This is a genomic window from Formosa bonchosmolovskayae (assembly GCF_051016085.1).
GTDB lineage: Bacteria > Bacteroidota > Bacteroidia > Flavobacteriales > Flavobacteriaceae > Formosa.
Genome location: NZ_CP174605.1, coordinates 2418099 through 2440343 on the forward strand (window position 1 = coordinate 2418099; position 22245 = coordinate 2440343).

General features: G+C 34.9%; 18 protein-coding genes. 10 read left to right on the plus strand and 8 right to left on the minus strand.

Annotation, left to right across the window (positions count from 1 at the left end; genetic code table 11):
- The first annotated feature begins 40 nt into the window (after nucleotides 1–40).
- Nucleotides 41–1426: a sugar transferase gene (locus ACKC83_RS10340; protein WP_434035437.1), complete on the plus strand. Its 1386-nt coding sequence runs from the start codon at nucleotides 41–43 to the stop codon at nucleotides 1424–1426.
- Nucleotides 1427–2207: 781 nt separating this feature from the next.
- Here the strand turns inward: ACKC83_RS10340 and ACKC83_RS10345 are convergent.
- Nucleotides 2208–2846, minus strand: coding sequence for a sugar transferase (locus ACKC83_RS10345; protein ID WP_434035438.1), 639 nt, complete (start codon nucleotides 2844–2846; stop codon nucleotides 2208–2210).
- 232 nt (nucleotides 2847–3078) lie between these two features.
- On the opposite strand from ACKC83_RS10345, the gene ACKC83_RS10350 reads away from it, so the two are divergent.
- From ACKC83_RS10350 to ACKC83_RS10360, 3 genes are all read left to right on the plus strand, one after another.
- Nucleotides 3079–4209 carry a DegT/DnrJ/EryC1/StrS family aminotransferase gene (locus ACKC83_RS10350; RefSeq protein ID WP_434035439.1) on the plus strand — a complete coding sequence of 377 codons (1131 nt, stop codon included), beginning with the start codon at nucleotides 3079–3081 and terminating at the stop codon, nucleotides 4207–4209.
- Between the two features lie 94 nt (nucleotides 4210–4303).
- On the plus strand, nucleotides 4304–6100 hold the full coding sequence (locus ACKC83_RS10355) for a polysaccharide biosynthesis protein (protein WP_434035440.1): 1797 nt from the start codon (nucleotides 4304–4306) through the stop codon (nucleotides 6098–6100).
- A 201-nt stretch (nucleotides 6101–6301) separates the two neighbouring features.
- The gene (locus tag ACKC83_RS10360; protein ID WP_434035441.1) at nucleotides 6302–6748 is read left to right on the plus strand and encodes a protein-disulfide reductase DsbD domain-containing protein; all 447 of its coding nucleotides are present in this window, start codon (nucleotides 6302–6304) and stop codon (nucleotides 6746–6748) included.
- 242 nt (nucleotides 6749–6990) lie between these two features.
- Here the strand turns inward: ACKC83_RS10360 and ACKC83_RS10365 are convergent, their stop codons facing one another.
- The 7 genes from ACKC83_RS10365 to ACKC83_RS10395 form a co-directional block, all read right to left on the minus strand.
- Complete coding sequence (locus ACKC83_RS10365) at nucleotides 6991–8568, minus strand: M28 family peptidase (RefSeq protein WP_434035442.1); 1578 nt, start codon at nucleotides 8566–8568, stop codon at nucleotides 6991–6993.
- 99 nt (nucleotides 8569–8667) lie between these two features.
- Nucleotides 8668–9669, minus strand: coding sequence for a M28 family metallopeptidase (locus tag ACKC83_RS10370; protein WP_434037773.1), 1002 nt, complete (start codon nucleotides 9667–9669; stop codon nucleotides 8668–8670).
- 78 nt (nucleotides 9670–9747) lie between these two features.
- Nucleotides 9748–10155, minus strand: coding sequence for a hypothetical protein (locus ACKC83_RS10375; RefSeq protein WP_434035443.1), 408 nt, complete (start codon nucleotides 10153–10155; stop codon nucleotides 9748–9750).
- 150 nt (nucleotides 10156–10305) lie between these two features.
- The gene (locus tag ACKC83_RS10380; RefSeq protein WP_434035444.1) at nucleotides 10306–11721 is read right to left on the minus strand and encodes an efflux transporter outer membrane subunit; all 1416 of its coding nucleotides are present in this window, start codon (nucleotides 11719–11721) and stop codon (nucleotides 10306–10308) included.
- A gap of 4 nt (nucleotides 11722–11725) precedes the next feature.
- Nucleotides 11726–14869, minus strand: a complete 3144-nt coding sequence (locus tag ACKC83_RS10385; protein WP_434035445.1) for an efflux RND transporter permease subunit — start codon at nucleotides 14867–14869, stop codon at nucleotides 11726–11728.
- Nucleotides 14870–14882: 13 nt separating this feature from the next.
- Nucleotides 14883–16013, minus strand: a complete 1131-nt coding sequence (locus tag ACKC83_RS10390) for an efflux RND transporter periplasmic adaptor subunit (protein WP_414037116.1) — start codon at nucleotides 16011–16013, stop codon at nucleotides 14883–14885.
- 25 nt (nucleotides 16014–16038) lie between these two features.
- The gene (locus ACKC83_RS10395) at nucleotides 16039–16536 is read right to left on the minus strand and encodes a GbsR/MarR family transcriptional regulator (protein WP_414037115.1); all 498 of its coding nucleotides are present in this window, start codon (nucleotides 16534–16536) and stop codon (nucleotides 16039–16041) included.
- A 404-nt stretch (nucleotides 16537–16940) separates the two neighbouring features.
- On the opposite strand from ACKC83_RS10395, the gene ACKC83_RS10400 reads away from it, so the two are divergent.
- The 6 genes from ACKC83_RS10400 (at nucleotide 16941) to ACKC83_RS10425 (ending at nucleotide 22244) form a co-directional block, all read left to right on the plus strand.
- On the plus strand, nucleotides 16941–18008 hold the full coding sequence (locus ACKC83_RS10400) for an aldose epimerase family protein (RefSeq protein WP_434035446.1): 1068 nt from the start codon (nucleotides 16941–16943) through the stop codon (nucleotides 18006–18008).
- Between the two features lie 124 nt (nucleotides 18009–18132).
- Complete coding sequence (locus ACKC83_RS10405; RefSeq protein ID WP_414037113.1) at nucleotides 18133–18765, plus strand: Crp/Fnr family transcriptional regulator; 633 nt, start codon at nucleotides 18133–18135, stop codon at nucleotides 18763–18765.
- Nucleotides 18766–18863: 98 nt separating this feature from the next.
- A complete protein-coding gene (locus ACKC83_RS10410; RefSeq protein WP_434035447.1) occupies nucleotides 18864–19664 on the plus strand; it encodes a sulfite exporter TauE/SafE family protein in 801 nt (266 codons plus the stop codon).
- A gap of 57 nt (nucleotides 19665–19721) precedes the next feature.
- Nucleotides 19722–21134 carry an MBL fold metallo-hydrolase gene (locus ACKC83_RS10415; RefSeq protein WP_434035448.1) on the plus strand — a complete coding sequence of 471 codons (1413 nt, stop codon included), beginning with the start codon at nucleotides 19722–19724 and terminating at the stop codon, nucleotides 21132–21134.
- Between the two features lie 78 nt (nucleotides 21135–21212).
- Complete coding sequence (gene trxA / locus ACKC83_RS10420) at nucleotides 21213–21509, plus strand: thioredoxin (RefSeq protein ID WP_414037110.1); 297 nt, start codon at nucleotides 21213–21215, stop codon at nucleotides 21507–21509.
- A 516-nt stretch (nucleotides 21510–22025) separates the two neighbouring features.
- Nucleotides 22026–22244 carry a hypothetical protein gene (locus tag ACKC83_RS10425; protein ID WP_414037109.1) on the plus strand — a complete coding sequence of 73 codons (219 nt, stop codon included), beginning with the start codon at nucleotides 22026–22028 and terminating at the stop codon, nucleotides 22242–22244.
- The last annotated feature ends 1 nt before the right edge of the window (nucleotide 22245 follow it).

Here is a 22245-nt window from a genome sequence, read left to right on the forward strand (position 1 = left end):
CGGTATTCGTCTATATTTACAAGTAAATTCCTACACCATAATGACTAAAAACCAAATCTCATTCAATATCTCTGAACGTAAGATATTACTACGCGTTGTGGATATAGGTTTTGTTTTAACCGTTTTGTTTGCTTTAAGTACTTATTTTCATTTTGATTATTTTACGTTGTCTAATGAAAATTGGTCTTGGGTAATTGTGTTAGTTGTTTACCTTAGTCTATTTGGGACTGTTTTTGAGATTTATGATTTACAAAAATCGAGCACGTTCCAGTCCACTTTGCCCAACGTGTTTATGACGGCCATGGTGGTGGTGGCTTTTTATTTATTAACGCCATTATTTACTCCCTTTTTACCCGATAAACGTATACAAATCTTTTTTTTCTTCTTAGGGATACTGGGGGGCTTATTATTTTGGCGCGCTTTGTATATTACTTTAATATCTAGTCCGCGGTTTTATAAAAATGTATTGTTGGTTGGAGAACCTACGCATATAGACGAGATCGTATCGTCTTTTAAAGCGGTAGATCCGAATTATAAAATTGTAGGATTTATTAATTGTGAACCCAGTAATACGCTTTTACCCAAACTGGTTAAGAAATATAAGGCTGCAGATTTAAATAAAATTATAGTAGACAAAAATGTAACAGAAGTTATAGTGGCGACTTATAACTCGGAGTTGATTACGCCCAGTTTATATCAGGATTTAATGCATCTACTGCATCGCGGCTTTGCGATAAAAGAATATACACAAGCTTTTGAAGAAATGACTTATCGTATTCCGGTGCACTATTTAGGGAAGGATTTTTATAAGTATTTTCCGTTTAATAGGAATAACCAGAATAAGCTGTATTTGTTTCAGCGTTGGATATTTGATATGGTTTTTGCGCTAATAGGATGCCTTGTCGGGATTGCGTTTTTGCCTTTGGTGCTGTTAGGGAATCTAATAGGAAACCGAGGGCCTTTATTTTATAGTCAGCAGCGTGTGGGCGAACATGGGAATTTGTTTTCTATTATAAAATTTAGAACGATGGTGGTAGATGCCGAAAAGCATGGTGCGGTTTGGGCGTCTAAAAATGATGCACGCGTTACCCGATTTGGAAAGTTCTTAAGGCGTTCGCGATTAGATGAAATACCACAATGCTTAAATATATTAAAGGGCGATATGAGTCTTATAGGACCCAGACCAGAACGGCCGAAGTTTGTTAAGGAATTGGCTGAGGTTATTCCTTTTTATGAAGCGCGGCATATGATTAAGCCGGGTATTACAGGTTGGGCACAGGTGAAAGTGCGTTATGGCGATACGGTTGAAGATAGCCTTATGAAATTGCAATACGATTTGTTTTATATAAAACATCGTAGTTTTTTTCTTGATTTAAATGTGATTGTAAAAACCATTAGTACGGTTATATTTTTTAGAGGACAGTAGGCTTGTTTTTGAGTTTGATACGTTTATGTTCTCGACTTTGATTGGATGCTTTGGAAATGTTTAATGCTTGTTTATGTTCTCGACTCCGCTCGAACGCCCTGGAAAGAATGTTTAGGTTTTGACTTCGATTGAATGCTTTGGAGAATGTTTAATGTTAAGATTTATACTTGTTTATGTTCTCGACTCCGCTCGAACACCTTGAGAAGGTTTAATGCTACGTTTGATGTTTGTTTTTGTTCTCGGGTTTGCTTGAACTCCTTGAGAAGTATGTAATGTTACGTTTGATGTTTGTTTTAGTTCTCGAGTTTGCTTGAACACCTTGAGAAGGTTTAATGCTACGTTTGATGTTTGTTTTAGTTCTCGAGTTTGTTTGTACGCCCTGGAAATGTTTAATGCTTAGTTTTATTCTTGTTTTAGTTCTCGAGTTTGCTTGGATGCCCTGGAAAGTATGTTTAGTTTTTGGCTTTGCTTGAACGCCTTGAAAAGTATTTAACGTTAAGTTTGTTGCTTGTTATAGTTCTCGACTCCGCTCGAACACCCTTTAAGTATTTAATGCTACGTTTGATGTTTGTTTTAGTTCTTGAGTTTTCTTGAATGCTCTGTAGAATGTTTAATGTATGTTTTAGTTCTCGACTCCGCTCGAACGCCCTTTAAGTATTTAATGCTACGCTTGATGATTTATATTTGGTCTTCTTTTACTTTGATTGATGGTGTGATTTTAAACTCTGTTCTTGAATTCGCGTGGACATCTTAAATCTAGAAGAGCAGTAAACAGATTAAACTATTTCTTATTAGCGTCCATCACTTTTAAAATTGAGGCTTCTTTTCTATACTCATCCAACTCTAAGACATCAGGCCCTAATTCTATATCGGATGCGCTTAGAACCTTTACTACTGTTTTTAGTAGAATTTTTACATCTAATAAAAAGCTTAGTTGTTTTACGTATTCGACATCTTTAGATAGTTTAGTATCCCAGCTTAAAGCATTTCGACCTGAAACTTGAGCCAATCCTGTAATTCCAGGACGAACAGTATGTCTTAATCCCTCTTCAAGTGTATAATATGGCAAATAACTGACGCGTAAAGGGCGTGGTCCGACTATACTCATATCGCCTTTGATAACATTTAATAGTTGAGGGATTTCATCTATAGACGTTTTTCTTATAAATCGCCCCAAAGTAGTGATGCGTTCGGAATTCGGTAACAATTTACCGTGTATATCCTTTTTATCGGACATGGATTTAAACTTAATGATTTTAAATATTTTTTCGTTTTTCCCAGGTCTATTTTGAATAAAAAAAGCTTGACCATGGGTTATAAACAATACCAATGTGACTAATGTAAATATTGGAAATAAGAGCATAAAACCTAGTATAGCGGCTGTTATATCCATAGCTCTTTTAAAACCCTTTTTATACATATATTAGTGATCTTGTTCTCTTTTTATATTGATTTTAGCATTCTAGGACAACACCTGATTACATACTAGAACTCATATATAAATTCAGGTAAATATCCGCTATTTATTGCTTTTATTGAATTGTTCTTAATAAATTTACTGAAATTAATAATTTGTTTTTAGGTTTAATTCATGCGATAATCTATAAGTAGATGTAAAATATGTTTTTATGTTATTTGTAATAATTTAATTTATGAATTCAAGACTATGGTTATCACCACCACATATGAGTGGGCACGAAATCGATTTTATTAATGAAGCCTTCTCTTCGAATTGGATTGCTCCTATAGGTCCACATATTTCGGGTTTTGAAGCGGACTTAAAACTCTATCTTAAGCAGAACAACGACGTTGTGGCCTTGAGTTCTGGTACAGCAGCGTTACATTTAGCTTTAATATTATTACATGTAGGGCCTGGTGATGAGGTTATTTGTCAGTCCAAAACATTTTCTGCTTCAGCAAATCCAATCGTTTATCAAGGGGCAACGCCTGTTTTTGTTGACAGTGAACGTGACACCTGGAATATGTGTCCAATACTTTTAGAAACAGCCATTAAAGATCGGATGAGTAAAGGTAAAACCCCTAAAGCTATAATTGCTGTTCATTTATATGGTATGCCTTATAAGGTGGATGAGATTCAAGCCATTTCAGAACACTATAATATTCCAATCGTAGAAGATAGTGCTGAAGCGTTGGGTAGTACTTATAAAGGGCAACACTGCGGTACGTTTGGAGACTATGGGATATTTTCATTTAACGGTAATAAAATTATTACCACCTCTGGAGGCGGTGCACTTGTTTGTTCATCGCAAGACCGTAAGGATAAAGCCATTTTTTTAGCGACTCAAGCGAAGGATCAGGCTGTCGCCTATGAACATTCACAGATTGGATATAATTACAGAATGTCAAATATAATAGCTGGAATAGGTCGCGGACAAATGCTCGTTTTAGTAGATCATGTTCAAAAACGACGTGAAAATTTCAAGTTTTACAAGGAAAAATTATCACATATAGATGGTATAGCTTTTTTAGAAGAACCTGAAAGTTTTTACTCTAATCGCTGGCTAACTTGTGTTTTATTAAACGATGAAACCGAGCAAGAGAGGTTAAGAATGCATCTTGAACACGATAATATAGAATCGCGACCGTTATGGAAACCCATGCATCAGCAAACCGTGTTTAAAGATGCACCTCGGTATATAAATGGTGTTTCGGATGATTTGTTCGCACGTGGTTTATGTTTGCCAAGTGGTTCTAATCTAACTCAAGACGACCTCCATAGAATCGTTTCAGTAATTATCAATTATTTTAACAAAAATGAATAATATACTAAACAAACTTTTGGATAGAAATATCTCAAAACGGGGTATGTTAATATGTGATTTGTGCCTGATTACGATTACATTTTTTCTAGCTTATATGATTAGATATAGTTTGGAAATATTTAATAATATTGGAACGTTACTTACTAAGCTCCCCATAGTTTTAATCGCAGCATCGTTTAGTTATGGTATTGTAAATGCAACTAGTGGTTTACGGAGACGTACAGAAGGTAAGGCTGTGTTTAATGCGTTTTTTTGCGTTTGTATTTTAGCACTAATTTTAATAGGGTTTGCTTATTTGAGTCAATATTCCGGATTTAAGACTGTTTTTAATATACCTGTTTCGATTATTGGTATTCACTTACTGTTGAATCTCCTTTTTCTAATAGGTATTAGATTATTGATTAGCTCAATGCATCAACGTATGCAAACAGACCGTGCTCAATATGGGAAAAGAAGGCGCCAGATATTAATATATGGTGCAGGACGTTTTGGAAGGGCTACTCATGATGCGATAATAAAAGATTCGAAAAGTAATATAGAATTACTTGGTTTTATAGATGATAACGCTGAGAAGATTGGAACAAAAATACACGGACTAGACGCTTATGGTATACAGCATATAACCACTGAGTTTATTAAAACACATGGTTTGGATGAGGTCTACATCTCAATTCAAAATATAAGTTCTGAACGCCTTTTAGACATAACTAAACACTTTCTGTCAACATCTATTCATGTTAAAATAGTACCATTGTTAGAGCATTGGATAGATGGCGATTTAAAGGTTGGACAAATTAAGGATGTAAACATTGAAGATTTATTGGGGAGAGGGCGTATTAATATCGTGAATCCTTTATTAATAGATGAGTATAAGGACAACGTTATTTTGGTATCGGGTGCAGCGGGCTCTATAGGAAGTGAAATTGCTAGGAAATTATCGCATTTTAATTATAAGAAATTAATCTTGGTAGATATTGCGGAGTCTCCATTGTATGAACTTCAGCAAGAGTTTATTCAAAATGAAGTTGAACGCTTTGAAGTGATTATTGCCGATGTTAGGACGGTGATTAGAATGGACCAATTGTTCTCTAAATATAAACCTGACATCGTGTTTCATGCCGCCGCTTATAAGCATGTCCCACTTATGGAAAATAATCCTTACGAAGCGGTGAGTGTTAATGTGGGCGGGACTATAAACCTTGCTAATATATCTGTAAAACATAAGGTTAAAAAGTTCGTTATGATTTCTACAGATAAGGCGGTTAATCCGACTAATGTTATGGGAGCGACTAAACGGATTGCTGAGTTATATATGAGTTGTTTGCATAAAACAGAGACTACAAAATTTATAACTACACGATTTGGTAATGTTTTGGGATCTAATGGCTCTGTAATACCCTTGTTTGAAAAACAAATTGAACATGGTGGTCCAGTAACTGTAACGGACAAAGACATTACTCGGTTTTTTATGACTATAACTGAAGCTTGCGAGTTGGTTTTAGAAGCAGCAGCTATGGGGAGTGGCGGAGAAATTTATGTGTTTGATATGGGGAAATCTGTTAAAATATATGATTTAGCTTTACACATGATTATGCTATCCGGATTACGTTATCCAAAAGATATCGCTATTAAAATAATAGGATTACGACCTGGAGAGAAGATTGATGAAGAGTTATTAGCAGAAGGAGAAATTGCGAAACCGACCCTTCATGAAAAAATAATGATCGCAAAATCCAGGCCCATTAACAGTGATGTTACAAATCAAATCTTAAAGTTAAAAGAGGTAAATGCCCATTGTAAGACATTAGAGACGGTTTCAATTATAAAAGATATTGTGCCGGAGTATATTTCAAACAACTCGAAGTTTGAAGTTTTAGATGCTAAAAAATAAGAATTGGATTAGTCCGGTTCACCTGAATTGATTAACATCTTTATTTTTTTACTTCTATTTTTTTGGGGGGAATCTAAACTTTGTAGTAAACAGGATGACTGAAACTGTTAAAAGAAATATAAGTTTAATTCTAGTTTTTTAACGGGACGGGATATTCGTATATATTTGAACTAAACCTAAAAACACCTAACACCTTTTATTATGAATAAAATAGTATTACTCCTAGTCTTGATGATTGTAGGAACTGTAAACGGACAAATATTAGAACCGGTAAAATGGTCGACATCGGTAAACAAAATATCCGATACCGAATATGAGTTAGTGGCCACAGCAAATATTGACAAAGGATGGCATTTATATGCACAATCTGTGCCCGATGGTGGTCCGATTCCAACAACTTTTACGTTTAAGGGAAGTAAAGATTTTCTTAAAAAAGGAAATACTCAAGAGGGTGCTGGACATGTTATAGATGATCCTATTTTTGATATGAAAATAAAGTTTTTCGAAGGGACTTCAGAATTTAAACAACGCATACGAGTTAAAGGGACGGTGCCTTTTACGATTAATGGAACTGTAGAGTTTATGGTGTGTGACGATACAAGGTGTTTACCTCCAACCGAAATTGATTTGGTTTTTGATGTGAAATAATAAAAACATTACGCTTTATAACAATCGTCGTTTGCTAGTGTCTTCAGAATTTTACGATTCTTTCTCGTTAGTGCTAAGACCGTTTTATAACGAATTACTTTTTTAAGGTGTTAGAGTGAAGTGGAGAACAGAGATATATGTTATATCTAAACAAATAGCCCTTTAATACCAACGTATAAAATCAAAAAAATCCTTCAGCATCCATTGATACTAAAGGATTTTTTAATGCCTAATTTTTTGCTTTATTCTACAACTTTATCTGCTGTAATCTTAGCCTCGCGATTAGCCAATTCCCAAGCCGTATAAAATACGAGTCTGGTTCTGTTTTCTAACAAATCGTATTCAATTTTGTCTGGCGTATCTGTTGGTTTATGATAATCGTCGTGCGTTCCATTAAAATAGAAAATCACAGGAATATTGTTTTTAGCAAAGTTATAATGATCGGATCTGTAATAAAAACGGTTCGGATCATTGTCGTCGTTAAAAGTGTAGTCCAGTTCGATGTTACAGCAAGATGTGTTAACGTCTTCAGAAAGGTTGTGCAAATCTGTACTTAATTTATCACTTCCAATTAAATAGATATAGTTTCTGTTGTCGCTTTTACGTTTCGGATCAGTTCTCCCAATCATATCAATGTTTAAGTCTACCATAGTCTCTTCTAAAGGAATAATAGGGTCGATGTCAGAATAATATTTTGAGCCTAACAGTCCTTTTTCTTCACCAGTAACATGTAAAAATAAAATTGAACGTCTTGGTCCTTGGCCATTATTTTTAGCCATTTTAAAAGCTTCAGCAATTTCTAATAGGGCAACAGTTCCAGAACCATCATCATCTGCTCCATTATAGATTTCTCCATTTTTAATACCTTCATGGTCTAAATGCGCAGAAACGACAATGACTTCGTCTGCTTTGTCTGTTCCTTTAATAAATGCCGCAACGTTTTCTGAGTGAATCTCTTCATTAACCTTTTTATAATCTAAGTTAAACGCCGTTTTTATAGTTGCTTGTTTTTGGATCTTTTCTATATTTGGAAGTATTGCTGTAGCCAATTTAGTATCAATTAAAAAGAAATATAATTGTTCTTTTTTATCTTGTAGAGTTATTCTTCCATTAGAATTTCCAAAACGTTTAACCGCGTTTTTGTAGTCTTTAGGGGCATAAAACAGCACTGCTTTCGCACCTTTTTCTCTCGCGATATCTCTTTTTAGAGTCATTTCCTTTCTAAAATTAGACCACTCGCTAGCTTCAGAAGTTCCTGAAATAATGTAAGTGCCATCTGCTTTTTGGGGTTCTCCAGATTTTAGTAAAACAACTTTTCCTGTAATATCTACAGAACTATAATCGGAGTAAGCCTCGTCTTCAATACCAAAACCAGCAAAAACAACTTCATTTGTATTTATAGTTCCAGAATCGCTAGATAAAACAGAAACATAGTCTTGACCTAATTCGAATTTAGAATCGTTTATGGTTAACGTTGCTTCAGGATTTTTTGCGATTTCTAAAGGTACATCCTGAAAATAATTACCATCGGATTTAGCGGCAGGAATATTTAAATCGATATAACGTTTCTTTAAAAACTCTACTGCTTTTTTCTGACCAGGTTGTCCTGTAAGACGACCTTCAAACTCGTCTGATGCATAAATCATTAAATCGGCTTTTAATTCGGCTTCAGTAATGGTTTCGGCATAAAAATTAACATTGTTAGTCGATTTTGATACGGTTTCTGTATTTGTAGTTGTTGAAGATGTCGATGTTTTGTTAGAACTACCACAACTTAACATGATAACCGCAGCACTAGCTATTAAGTACTTTTTTTTCATAAATTTTGATTTGAATAATTAAAGGTGTGTTTTATAGGAACGGACTAAAGTGTTTCCTAATTAGATAGGCTTTAGTTCTTGTAATGTTAATTTTATAGGTTAATTTTCTATGTCTTCGTTTAAGGCAGGGCGGCTAGACTGATTCGCCAATTGCCAAGCTGTTGCGAACACAAGTTGCGTTCGTTTTTGAAGCATTGGAAAATTTATTTTGTCTACAGTATCTGTCGCTTTATGATAATCTGCATGTGTACCGTTAAAATAGAAAATAACAGGAATATTATGCTTTGCAAAGTTATAATGATCGGAACGGTAGTAATACCTGTTTTTATCGTCTAGAGCGTTAAATGTATAGTCTAATTCAAGGTTGAAAAATGTGGTGTTAATATATTCTGAAGTCTCATGAAGGTCGTCGCTTAAGCGATCGGATCCTATTAAATATACATATTCAGGATTATCTTTGTGAGCATCGTCTACACGGCCAATCATATCTATATTTAAGTTTGCAATAGTATTTTCTAGAGGAAAAATTGGATGTTCGGCGTAGTAACGTGAGCCGTATAAACCTAATTCTTCGCCAGTAACGTGCAATAGCAAAATGCTACGTTTAGGTCCGTGTCCGTTTAGTGTAGCTTGTTTAAAGGCTTGAGCAATTTCTAATAAAGCTACTGTCCCCGAACCATCGTCGTCTGCACCATTATAAATTTCGTCGTTTATAATTCCAACATGATCTAAATGAGCAGAAATAATGATGACTTCTTCTGGTTTTTCAGAACCTTCTATAAAGGCCAAGACATTTTCGGAATCGCTTATGTTTTCAGGTAAATAAGAGGCTGGAACATCCTGAAAATAAATGGTGTCGTTTATAGGCGAAAGTATGTTTTCTTTAATGTAAAACTGCTTTAAATAATTTGTTGCTTTTTTTTGTCCGCTTGTTCCTGTTCCGCGGCCTTCAAATTCATCTGAAGCATATATTTCTAAATGCTGTTTTAATTCTGATGCAGTTATAGTATTGGTGTATTCCCTAATTAAAGTACTATCTAATAGGGTAGCATCTTCAGATGTGTTTTGATTTTTAGAGGTGTTAGAGCACCCTAAAATCATAAAAAAAGGTATGGATAATACCGTTGCAAGCACTGCTTTGTTTTTTTTATAGCAAAGTCTAATAGTCATATGGAGATCTTATTTTTTAATAATATTTGCAGGAGGAGGTACCGCATCTGTCGGTTTAATTAAGGGTGTTACCTCATTTTCTAACTCATCTAGTTCTTCGTCACTAAAATCTTCATCATCTATATCATCGGGAGTCGGTTCTTCAATTTTTTCGGTAGTGTTCGAAATTGTAAGTTCTTGTTTTGGGGCAAATACTAAATTATAAACAGAAAGGCATATGGCGAGAGCTCCCAATAATATGGCAAGTTGCGCTGTTTTTTTTGGTTGTGTACGCGCTTTAGATAATTTCATACCATAAAAACCTAAAGCCAGTGCTAATAAACCTGGTATAAGAGCAAAATAATAGGCACTAACCGTTGCCATAATGGCGGCGACTACAGCTAAAACTAAGGCTGTTAAAATAATTGATTTTCTCATTGATTATCTGTGTGCGAGATGGTTTTAAATATAAAGTCGAAAATACAACGTTTTTTAAACTATTTCTAGAATTATATGGAAGTTTAAACGCAAAAAAGCCCTTTTACATAAGAAAAGGGCTTTTACTATTAAAATTATAAGATATGCAGATTATTTCCAACCACCACCAAGGGCTTCGTATAAATCTACTACACTTAATAATTGTTGTAATTTACTATCTACAACATTAAGCTCTGCACTTAATGCCGTAGCTCTAGCTGTTAATAAATCTAAAAACGTTCCGTAACCATTGTTTAAAAGCACTTCAGAATTAGACTCTGCTTTTCTAAGCGCTTCGACTTCATTCTCTCTAAAAACAATTTTTCTGTTTTCGGCATCGTATTTATACAGACTGTTAGATACTTCGTTTCCTGCTGTTAATAACGTTTTTTCGAAATTTAAAAGGGCTTGTTCTTGTTGTGCGATAGCCACTTCGTGTTGCGTTCTAATGCTTCGTTTATTAAATATAGGTTGTGCTAAACCACCTATAACATTTGCGAAAATAGAATTAGCACTAATCCAATCTTTTAAATCTAAACTTTGGAAACCTCCAGAAGCTGTTAGGGTTAAAGAAGGGTAAAACTGACTTTTAGCCACATTTGTTAATTCGAATGCATTGATTAATCCAAATTCTGCTGCCATGACATCTGGTCTGTTTCTTAATAGGATAGAAGGCACACCAATTTTCATTTCAGTTTCTAACGTCTGACTATCTAACTCTGATCTGGCAATGGTATTAGCACTTTTTCCTAAAAGTAAATTCAATGTGTTTTCGGTTCTAAAGATAGCTGTTTCAATATCTATCTTTAAAGCACTTGCATTATTAAATTGTGCAATACTTTGGTCTACCGCTACTTGGTTAACTTGTCCTGCTTCTTTTAAAACAGTGATAGTTTCAACACTTTTTTTACGAGTGGCAATAGATTCGTTTGTCACTTTAAGTTGTGCATCTAAAGCTAATAACTGATAGTATGTAGATGCAATTCCAGAAACTAACATGGTTTTTACCGCTTTATGCGCCGCAACTGATTGTAGGTAGTTGGCATCTGAAGCACGTTTCGCACTTCTGATTTTTCCCCAGATATCTGCTTCCCAAGATAAGTCTGCCGATAATTCATATTGATCTATTGCTCCGTTAAATAGTGCACCAAACTGGCTGTTTTTAGCTAATTCTTGGTGTGTTGCAGTCGCTCCAATCCCAATTGAAGGAAGATATCCTGCTTTACCTTGTTTCGCATAAGATTCTGCTGCAACCATTTGTTGGATGGCCATTCTTATATCGATATTGTTTGATAAACCTTCTTCGATATATTGATTTAAATACGGGTCTGTAAATAAATCTTTCCAAGACACATCTGCCATAGAAATACTATCTGTTGGCAGATTATCTGTTCTGTATAAATCTTGGGTTTCTTCAAATTGAGGTCGCTCATAATCTTTAGCAACAAAACAACTTTGTAATGTTACCATCGCAAAAAGCAATACCGCAATTTTACTAAGTACTTTATGTTTTAAAATTGATATCATACGATTATTGTTCTATGTTTTGTTCGATTACTGCAGGTTTACTAGATACTTTCTCTTGTAGCCATTGGAATAAAATAAATAATATTGGTATAATAAATACACCTAATAATGTTCCAATAAGCATACCTCCGGCAGCACCTGTACCAATAGATTTGTTTCCTTCTGCACCTACACCTTTAGCTAATACCAATGGCATTAATCCTAAGATGAATGCAAATGAAGTCATTAAAATTGGACGTAAACGTGCTTTTGCTCCGTGGATTGCTGCATCTACAATGGATTCGCCTCGTTTTCGGCGTTGCAGCGCAAATTCTACAATTAGAATCGCGTTTTTCGCGAGTAACCCAATAAGCATGATGAGGGCAATTTGGAAATAAATGTTGTTTTCAAGTCCTAGAGTTTTCGTACTTATATAAGCTCCGAATACACCAAAAGGAATTGAAAGTACCACTGCAAAAGGTAGTAAGTAACTCTCGTATTGTGCACTTAATAAGAAATACACAAACAAAATACTTAATATAAAAATAAAGGTGGTTTGGTTACCTGCATTTACCTCTTCACGTGTTAAACCAGAATAAGCCACAGTATAATTACTTGGTAATTTAGCCGCTTCTTCTTCTATAATTCTAATGGCATCCCCTGTACTAAATCCGTCATTGGTTGCTCCTGTTAAGGTAGTTGAATTAAATAAGTTAAATCGCGTTACCGACTGTGGTCCATACACACGTTTTAAATTAACAAACTGTGTAATTGGTGCCATTTCTCCAGAATCTGTTCTAACGTACATGCTGTTTAAAGCACCTTCGTCTGCTCTGTCTTCTGGTAAGGCTTGAATGTATACTCTAAATTGTTTCCCGAAACGAGAGAAATCTGAAGCATAAATTCCACCAATATATCCTTGTAATGTCGAGAATATACTGTTAATTGGTACACCTTTTTCTTTCGCTAAAGGCACGTTAACCTCCATTTCGTATTGCGGATATTTGGTGTTGAAAGCCGACTGCGCATATTTAATTTCAGGGTGCTTCATTAAAGCCATTGCAAATTCCTGATTCATTTTATCTAAGTCTGTAAACTCACCACCAAATTTATCCAACAAGTTAATTTCAAATCCTGCCGAGTTACCAAAACCACGGATGCTTGGAGGAGAGAAGAAAATAATGTTAGCTTCTGGCATAGTCGCTGCAATACCAAATAATTTACCGGTAATAGCATTGGCTGATAATGTTTCGCCTTCACGATCGGTCCAGTCCTTAAGTTTTATAATTCCGAATCCGAAGTTACTACCGGCACCACTAATGATACTACGACCTTTAATAAAGTTAACCCCGTCAATACCTTCTACATCTTTAATTTTTGCATATAAATCTCTTGATACGGCATCTGTTCTATCTAAAGAAGAACCAGCTGGTAATTCGATGTTAGCAAAAATAATTCCTCTATCTTCATTAGGTACAAACCCTGTTGGTGTTGTTTTCGCTGCCCAGAAAATTCCAGTAACTGCTAAAACTAAAAGTAGAACTGGGACCCATTTTTTTCTGTATAAAAAGGCAAGTGACTGTCCGTATTTTTCGACTGTGGCATTAAATCCGCGGTTAAATAAGGTATAGAAACGTTGTAATTTACTTTTGTTTTTAAGCTCTTCATCTTCGTGATGTGTTTTTAATAATAAAGCACACAAAGCTGGACTTAATGTTAAGGCGTTTACCGCCGAAATTAAGATGGCAATAATTAAAGTAACTCCAAATTGCTCGTAGAATACTCCTGTAGGTCCTTGTACAAAGGTTACTGGAATAAATACCGCTGCCATTACCAAAGTAATCGAGATAATCGCACCCGATATTTCGTTCATGGCAATTAAAGTGGCGCTCTTCGGATTCTTTTCACCTTCATCCATTTTGGCGTGAACGGCCTCTACAACTACAATGGCATCATCTACCACAATACCAATGGCGAGGACAAGGGCAAATAAGGTTAATAAGTTTATGGAGTAGCCAAAAACATTCAAGAAAAAGAACGTTCCAATAATAGACACCGGAACCGCAATGGCCGGAATTAATGTAGAACGGAAATCCTGTAAAAAGATAAATACAACTAAGAAAACCAGTATAAAAGCTTCTAATAAAGTATGAACTACTTTTTCAATCGATGCGTTTAAGAATAAACTCGTATCGTAAGGCACAAATATTTTTAAACCATGTGGTAAATCAGATTCAACTGTTGCTAGAGTGGTTTTAATATTTTCAATAATTTCCTGTGCATTCGATCCTTTTGTTTGGAAAATCCCCATAAACACGGCAGGTTTTCCTAAACTCATAGCATTCGAAGAATACGACTGTGCATCCAGTTCTATAGTGGCTACATCGTCTAATCTAAGAAATTCTCCATTTCCTAGCGCTTTAATTACAATGTCTCCATACTGTTGTTTTTCTTTAAAACGTCCGCTATAGGTTAATACATAAGAAAAAGCTTCTCCGTTATTCTGACCTAAAGCACCCGCAGCCGCTTCTAGGTTTTGTTCGGCTAAAGCAGCAGAAATATCAGACGGAATTAAATTATAAGCCGCTAATTTTTCAGGTTTTAACCATATACGCATAGCATAATCTTGCTGAGAGAATACACTAACATCCCCAACACCACTAATACGTTGCATGGCAGGAATCACGTTAATTTTTAAGTAATTCTGTATAAATGTCGCATCGTAATCTTCATTTTCAGAATACATCGAGATAAACATCAATGCACTTGTTTCTTGCTTTTGAGTGGTTACACCCGTAGCAATAACTTCTGCTGGTAATAAAGGATTTGCTCTCGATACACGGTTTTGCACGTTTACGGCTGCGATATCGGCGTCCATCTCCTGATCAAAATATACAGTGATTTCGGCAGTACCGTTATTTGATGCAGTAGAGGTAATGTACGTCATACCTTCCACACCATTTATTTGTTCCTCGATAGGAATAATAACACTTTCTAATACTGTTTCAGCATTAGCTCCAGGATAAGAGGCGGCCACCTTAATGGTTGGCGGGGCTATATCCGGATATTCTTCTACGGGTAGACTATTGATGCTAATGACACCAAGTATCACTATAATAATAGAAATTACCGTTGAAAGCACGGGTCTTTCAATAAATGTTTTTAACATGTGTTCTGAATTTCTAGTTTTTAAATAAGGTTTCTATAGGCTTAGTGACTTCACTAAAAGGGACTTCTTGAGGCGTAATAACCATATCGTTTCTTACTTTACCAACTCCAGAAGTTACAATTTTATCGTTTGCATTTAGTCCAGATTCTAAAACATATAAACCATCTACAGCGGCTTTAACTTTTACCAAAGTGTTTACTGTTTTATTTCCTTCTTCCAATTTGTAAAGCATTACATTTCCTTGTTGCTCGTAAGTAGATTGTTGTGGTACTACAATCGCATCTTCGTATACAACAGGAATCTGAATTTTACCACTACTACCATTTGTAATTAAACGGTTTGGGTTATCGAAAATAGCTCTAAGACTTACCGTACCTGTATTTTGATTAATCTGTGCAGAACTGGTTTGTATTTTTCCTTTAATAGAATACAAACTACCATTGGCTAAAATTAAGTTAACATCTGGGTAGTGAGATAATTTTTCTTCTAACGTCTTTCCTTCAGCATTTTGTAAAAAATCTAAATACTGAGTTTCGTTTAAACTAAAGAAGGCGTATACCTTACTAATATCACTTACGGTTGTTAAAGGTGTAGGGTCGCTAGGGCTAATTAAAGCACCTTCTCTAAAATTAATAGATCCCACATACCCGTCTACCGGACTTTTAATTGTTGCATAGCCTATACTTGCATTTATACTACTGTAATTGGCTTCTGCTTGTGCTAAGTTGGCTTTAGCCGTTTGTAATTGTACTGGGCTAATAATCCCTTGCTCAACAAGAGGAATTAATTTATCAACTTCAACTTTAGCTACATTTACACGAGCTTTTGCTGCGCCTGCATCTTGGCTTAAAGATTGTGTTTCTAATCTAAAAAGCACTTGGCCTTTCTTTACTGGCTCACCTTCGTCGATAAGTACTTTCTGAACATAACCACTTACTTTAGCTCTAACCTGACTACTTACAATCCCTTTAATACTTGTTGGGTAATTTTGATAAGCTGTTACTGTTTTGTTTTGTAAAACGGTTACAGGAAAAGGTGGGGCTTGTTGCGCTTGCTGCGGTTGTTCCGATTTACTATCTCCACAACTTATAAACGTTACCGCTAAAATGGCTAGCGATAAAATCATGTAATGTTTAATTTTCATATGACTGTTTTTGATTTGAATACTATTATTTAATTTGATTGTGTTCTATTTTTTCTCTCAGCTTTAAAACCGATTTCGTGACTTCATCTAAGAAGCTAATGTAATTGTTGTGAAACTCTAAACTGAATTTCTCAGCATCATCTGTAATTAATTCATTCATTTTTGTTTTATAAGATTTCATTTCAAAATGCAATTGTTTTTCAGAGGTCCACGCGTCTACCATGTTTTCCATATGGTTAAAAATATGACACTGACTTACTGTATAATAGCGCTTTCGGTCGCCTTGTTTTGTGAAATATTCTAACTGCTTTAAATCGACTAGATGATTTAAATGCGTCGAAATTGTGCTTTTGCTTGCACATAGGTTTACTACTAAATCTTCAAATGTTGTTCCGCTCTTTCCTGTTAAAATCACATAAGAAATAATACGGCTCGCAACAGGTGCTAACTGATTTTTATTTTCGATAATAACTCCTAGTTTCTCTACAAGTCTTTCCTTTTCTTTAAGAAGTTGATTTTCCATTAGTATTAAATTTTGCACAAATATAGTGTTGGTTCGGAAAATACCGAACCAAAAGAAGTTAAAAGAAAGTTAAATGAATTTAACACAATTTTTAAGTTAATTAAATACGCTATGAGTAATTTAAAATGCAAATACTCTTCTTTTAATAATGATTTAAAATTGGCGGTATGCCTGATTAAGTCAAGAGCATTTAAAAAAAAAACGAAAACAATGGTTAAGAGGTCGGTTAAAGTGTACTTCACTTACATAGTCTTAAACATGATTTAAGCGAAAAAGGGAATTCGGTAAATTAGGATTAAAAATTGGAAGTGATTGATTTCATTTTTGTTAATTTTAGCACTTAGACTATTATAAGTCGTATGGATTGCTGTATTCGCAAACATTAATACAAAGTAAAATTGAAGATGGGAAAAGTATCAATTAATCAATCGGTTTACGGAACAACACCTGAAGGAGATCAAGTCGACCTTTATACCCTTAAGAACGCTCATGGCATGCAAGTGGATGTGATTACTTTTGGAGGCATTATAACCAAACTAACAGTCTCTAATACAGATGGGAAGTTTGAAAATGTGGTTTTAGGTTACGATAATTTAGAATCTTATTTAAGTAACCCAACCTATTTTGGAGCGATAATTGGCCGTTTCGGAAATCGTATTTCTAAGGGGAAATTTTCATTAAATGGTACAGACTATCCCTTAGCAATAAATAATGGTCCGAATCATTTACATGGCGGTATTAAAGGCTTTGATAAAGTGATTTGGAACGCAGAACCCATTGAAACGAATGATAAGGTGGCTCTAAAATTATCTTATTTAAGTGAAGACATGGAAGAAGGGTATCCGGGGAACTTAAATGTAACGGTAACATATACGCTTAGAGCAGATAACACGTTAGAAGTTGCTTATCAGGCTACCACAGATAAAGCAACGGTAGTAAATTTAACGCAACACTCATATTTTAATTTATCAGGAGATTTTACTAAAACGGTAACCGACGAAGAGGTTATGATTAATGCCGACTTTTATGTGCCTACAGACGAAACCGCCATACCGCTTGGTACACTAGAATCTGTGATAAATACACCTTTCGATTTTAGAACACCAAAACGCGTCGGTCAGGATATAAATGCCGAGCATTCGCAAATAGCAAATGGTTCAGGTTACGATCATACCTGGGTTTTAAATCATCCGGCAAAGCAAGTGAATTTGGTAGCTTCAGTATTAGATAAAGATAGTGGTCGTTATATGGAGGTTTTTACAGATCAGCCGGGAGTGCAATTTTATACAGGGAATTTTCTTGATGGTGCTTTACCTTATGGAGATGGCGCGCGCTATGCAGACCGTACAGGTTTATGTTTAGAAACACAGCATTATCCAGATTCGCCAAACCAAGAGGGTTTTCCTTCGACGGTTTTAAATCCTGGGGATATTTATAAAACAGAAACGCATTTTAAATTTTCGATTAAATAAATGGTACTAACATAGTAGTTAAGCCCTTTATACTTTTTGTGCTGTGTCTTTTAATAGAATTTTGCCCTATTTTAAAATAAGAAACGAGAGTTATGCTTATCTTTAAAGTCTTATTATCTAATTTATGATTGAAGAATTAAAGCAACATTACGGCTATTTGTTTGAAGATGAATTGCTTCAGGAGATAAACCAATGTGGCCTTTACAAGGAAGTTTCGGAAGGGTTTACACTTATGGATATTGGTCAGACAATTTCCCATATGCCGTTGTTAATTAGTGGCGCTTTAAAGATTTTGAGAGAAGATGAAAAAGGAGACGAGTTACTATTATATTTTATAGAACAAGGCGATACATGTACTATGAGTATTTCGTGTTGCATGGGGAATTCTAAAAGTGAGATTCGGGCAATTGCCGAAACACCTGCAACTTTAATTATGGTACCCGTGCAAAAAATGGGCGAGTGGATGTCTAAATATACCAGTTGGCAAAACTTTATATTACAAAGTTACCACGAGCGTACTGTCGAGTTGTTAGAGTCTATAGACGCCATTGCATTCTTAAAAATGGACGAACGTTTGCTTAAGTATTTAAAAGATAAGGCTATGGTTAACCATAACGAGGTTATTAGTGTAACGCATCAAGACATTGCCCACGACTTACACACTTCGCGTGTTGTTATTTCTAGATTACTTAAAAAATTAGAAAACGAAGGGCTATTAAAACTACATCGAAATCAGATTCATATGCTAGATTTATAATGCTTAAAATTAAGTTTATATAAATTATTCAAGACGCTGTGTAACCTAAGTTACCCCTAACGGTTAATGTATAGAGTACATTTGTCTAAATTTTAGTCATGGATATTACTCAAATTATAGGTTTTTTAGGTGCATTGGTTGTCGGTTTAGTTTTAGGTTTAACCGGTGGTGGTGGGTCTATTTTAACCGTGCCAATTTTGGTGTATCTCTTATTGTTAAATCCTGTAACAGCTACTGCATATTCTCTTTTTATAGTAGGTGTGTCTTCATGTTTTGGTGCCTTTAAAAATTTTCAGAAAGGTTTAGTCGACGTGAAAATTGCCGCTGTTTTTGCGATTCCAGCATTCACTATGGTTTTTATTACGCGAAAATTTATAATTCCGGCCATACCAGAATCTATATTTAGTATAGGAGGCTTCGAGGTAACCAAAAGCATATTCATCATGGTCATGTTCGCTATTATGATGGTTATTGCTTCTATAAGTATGTTAAAACCTAAAAAAGAAGAGTTGGATGCACATGCGCCTAGAAAATTAAGCAATCTTTTAATTTTTAATCAGGCCATTGTTATTGGTTTTTTTACAGGAATTGTTGGAGCAGGTGGTGGTTTTATTATTATTCCAGCCTTAATCATTTTAGGTAATTTATCTATGAAAAAAGCGGTGGGAACGTCGCTGTTTATTATCGCCATTAATTCATTAATTGGGTTTGTAGGAGATATTGGAAATGTAGAAATTGATTGGACATTTCTATTAAGTTTTACAGCTATAGCTGTGATTGGGATATATTTAGGAACTTATTTGTCTAATTATATTCCAGGAAAAAAACTTAAAAAAGGGTTTGGTTGGTTTGTATTAATTATGGGATTTTATATCATAATTAAAGAACTTATTATGTAACATGTGTTACTATAGCATTTAAAAAAGAGTCGTAAATTTAATTACAATTAAAACATTATGAAAGTAGATCAAATATATACCGGTTGTTTAGCGCAAGGCGCTTATTATATAGAAAGTGAAGGAGAAGTTGCTATAATAGACCCGTTACGTGAGGTAGAACCTTATATAACGCGTGCCGAAAAAGAAGGTGCTAAGATTAAATATATTTTTGAAACGCATTTTCATGCCGATTTTGTGAGTGGTCATGTTACCTTATCAGAGTTAACAGGTGCTCCAATTGTATACGGGCCAACGGCAAATCCGTCGTTCGATGCTGCTATTGCAGAAGATGGTCAGGAATTTAAGTTGGGGAATGTTGTTATTAAAGTGTTGCATACGCCTGGACATACCATGGAGAGTGTAACGTATTTATTACAGGATGAAAACGGAAAAGATTATGCTATTTTTAGCGGAGACACCTTGTTTCTTGGCGATGTTGGTCGTCCAGATTTAGCGCAAAAATCGGATGTTACTCAAGACGATTTAGCAGGGTTTTTATATGATAGTTTGCGGACTAAAATTATGCCTTTAGCAAACGATGTTATTGTATATCCAGGTCACGGTGCAGGTTCTGCTTGTGGAAAAAACATGATGAAGGAAACTGTGGATACCTTAGGAAACCAGAAACAAATGAATTACGCCTTGCGTGCAGACATGACAAAGGACGAGTTTGTTAAAGAAGTTACGGATGGCTTAGCACCACCGCCGTCTTATTTTCCTCTTAACGTTAAAATGAATAAAGAAGGTTACGATAATATTGATGCGGTTATTGAAAAAGGCACAAAGGCTTTAAATCCAGACGAATTTGAAACCGTTGCGAATACTGTTGATGCTTTAGTTTTAGATGTACGTCACCAAAAAGATTTTATAAAAGGTCATATTCCTCGTTCTATTTTTATCGGACTAGATGGCGGATTTGCGCCATGGGTAGGGGCTTTAATTAAAGATACTAAACAGCCTATTTTATTGGTTACCGATCCGGGAATGGAGGAAGAAGCCGTAATCCGTTTGTCTCGAGTGGGATTCGACAATACGTTGGGGTATTTAAAAGGCGGTTTCGACGCTTGGAAAACAGAAGGTAAGGAATTTGATACTATTTCGTCTATTACAGCAGAGGCTTTTAAAGCACGTTTAGAAACAGAAAAATTGCATGTTTTTGATGTTAGAAAAGATACAGAATATGTGTCGGAGCATATCGATTCTGCTAAAAATGCGTCCTTAGAATTTATTAATGAACATTTGTCGGAGATTCCTAAAGACGAACCTTTTTATGTGCATTGTGCGGGAGGCTATCGTTCGGTAATTGCGGCGTCTATTTTAAAAAGTAGAGGATTTCATAATTTAATAGATGTTGCTGGAGGTATGAAAGCAATTCGTGAAGCAGGTATACCTTTAACCAATTTTGTGTGCCCTTCTACATTAAAAAAATAGAAATAACACTGTTTTTGTAAATACGAACGGCTTAAAAGCATAAGGTGATTAAATTTAACTTTATAAAAACAAAACAATATGAGTCGATTTTCAGAACTAATAAAACAAGATAAACCCGTGTTGGTCGATTTTTTCGCTGAATGGTGTGGACCATGTAAAGCTATGGCTCCAGTTTTAAAAGAGGTGAAAGATAGTCTTGGAGATTCCGTTTCAATTTTAAAAATTGATGTCGATAAGAATCAAGAATTAGCAGCACAATTAAATGTAAGAGGTGTACCTACATTAATTTTATACAAAGGCGGTACACAAGTTTGGAGACAGTCGGGAGTGGTTCAAAAAACGGACTTGCTTCAAATAATAAAGGGAAACAATTAAAATGTCATGTTTTAATTGTACCGGTTAATTAATGAGAAAAGCATCCTTAATGGGGTGCTTTTTTTTGATGCCTTATCCAAAATCTATTTTATAATAACCGATTATTTCTGTATTTGCTATTGAAGTGAACTTGTAAAAATAGATAATTGAATGTTTTTCTGTTCTCGACTCCGCTTGAAAACCTTGGAACATTAGTGATGGGTTATGATTTTGAAATAATACACAGGTGGTATTAAACTTATTAAAGATTCAAATTCTGTTTGTTACAGGTTAAGAAGGTCTAATGCTAAATACAGTACGTTTCTAATCTATCCAAGATCAAATTATACGTCATTATTAAATGCAACTTTTGGGATTGCGTCTATATAAGAGAAGTCATTGCATGGTTTTTCTAGTTAAAGACCGTCAAAATGATGTATTCTCCTTCCTTTTGTTAACATTTTTTTAGAAAGCCAATTCGAGATTCTTCTCAATTTTGAGTACATTTGGAGATTAACAACGATTAGTTTTTAAATAGTGAATTTATTTAATCAACGAAAAAATAAAGCGTTTGGTTACAAGCCTAAATTTCAGAAAGAAGAGCAGAAGCCTTCTAATGAAATGTCGTCTAAATGGGACGAACTTAAACGAACACGAAAACACCAAGGTAAAACAGGCATCCGTTTATCGGGTTGGCTTATAATTTTTATGTTGGTGATTGTTTTATGGTATGTATTAAATAATTATGAATTGTAGC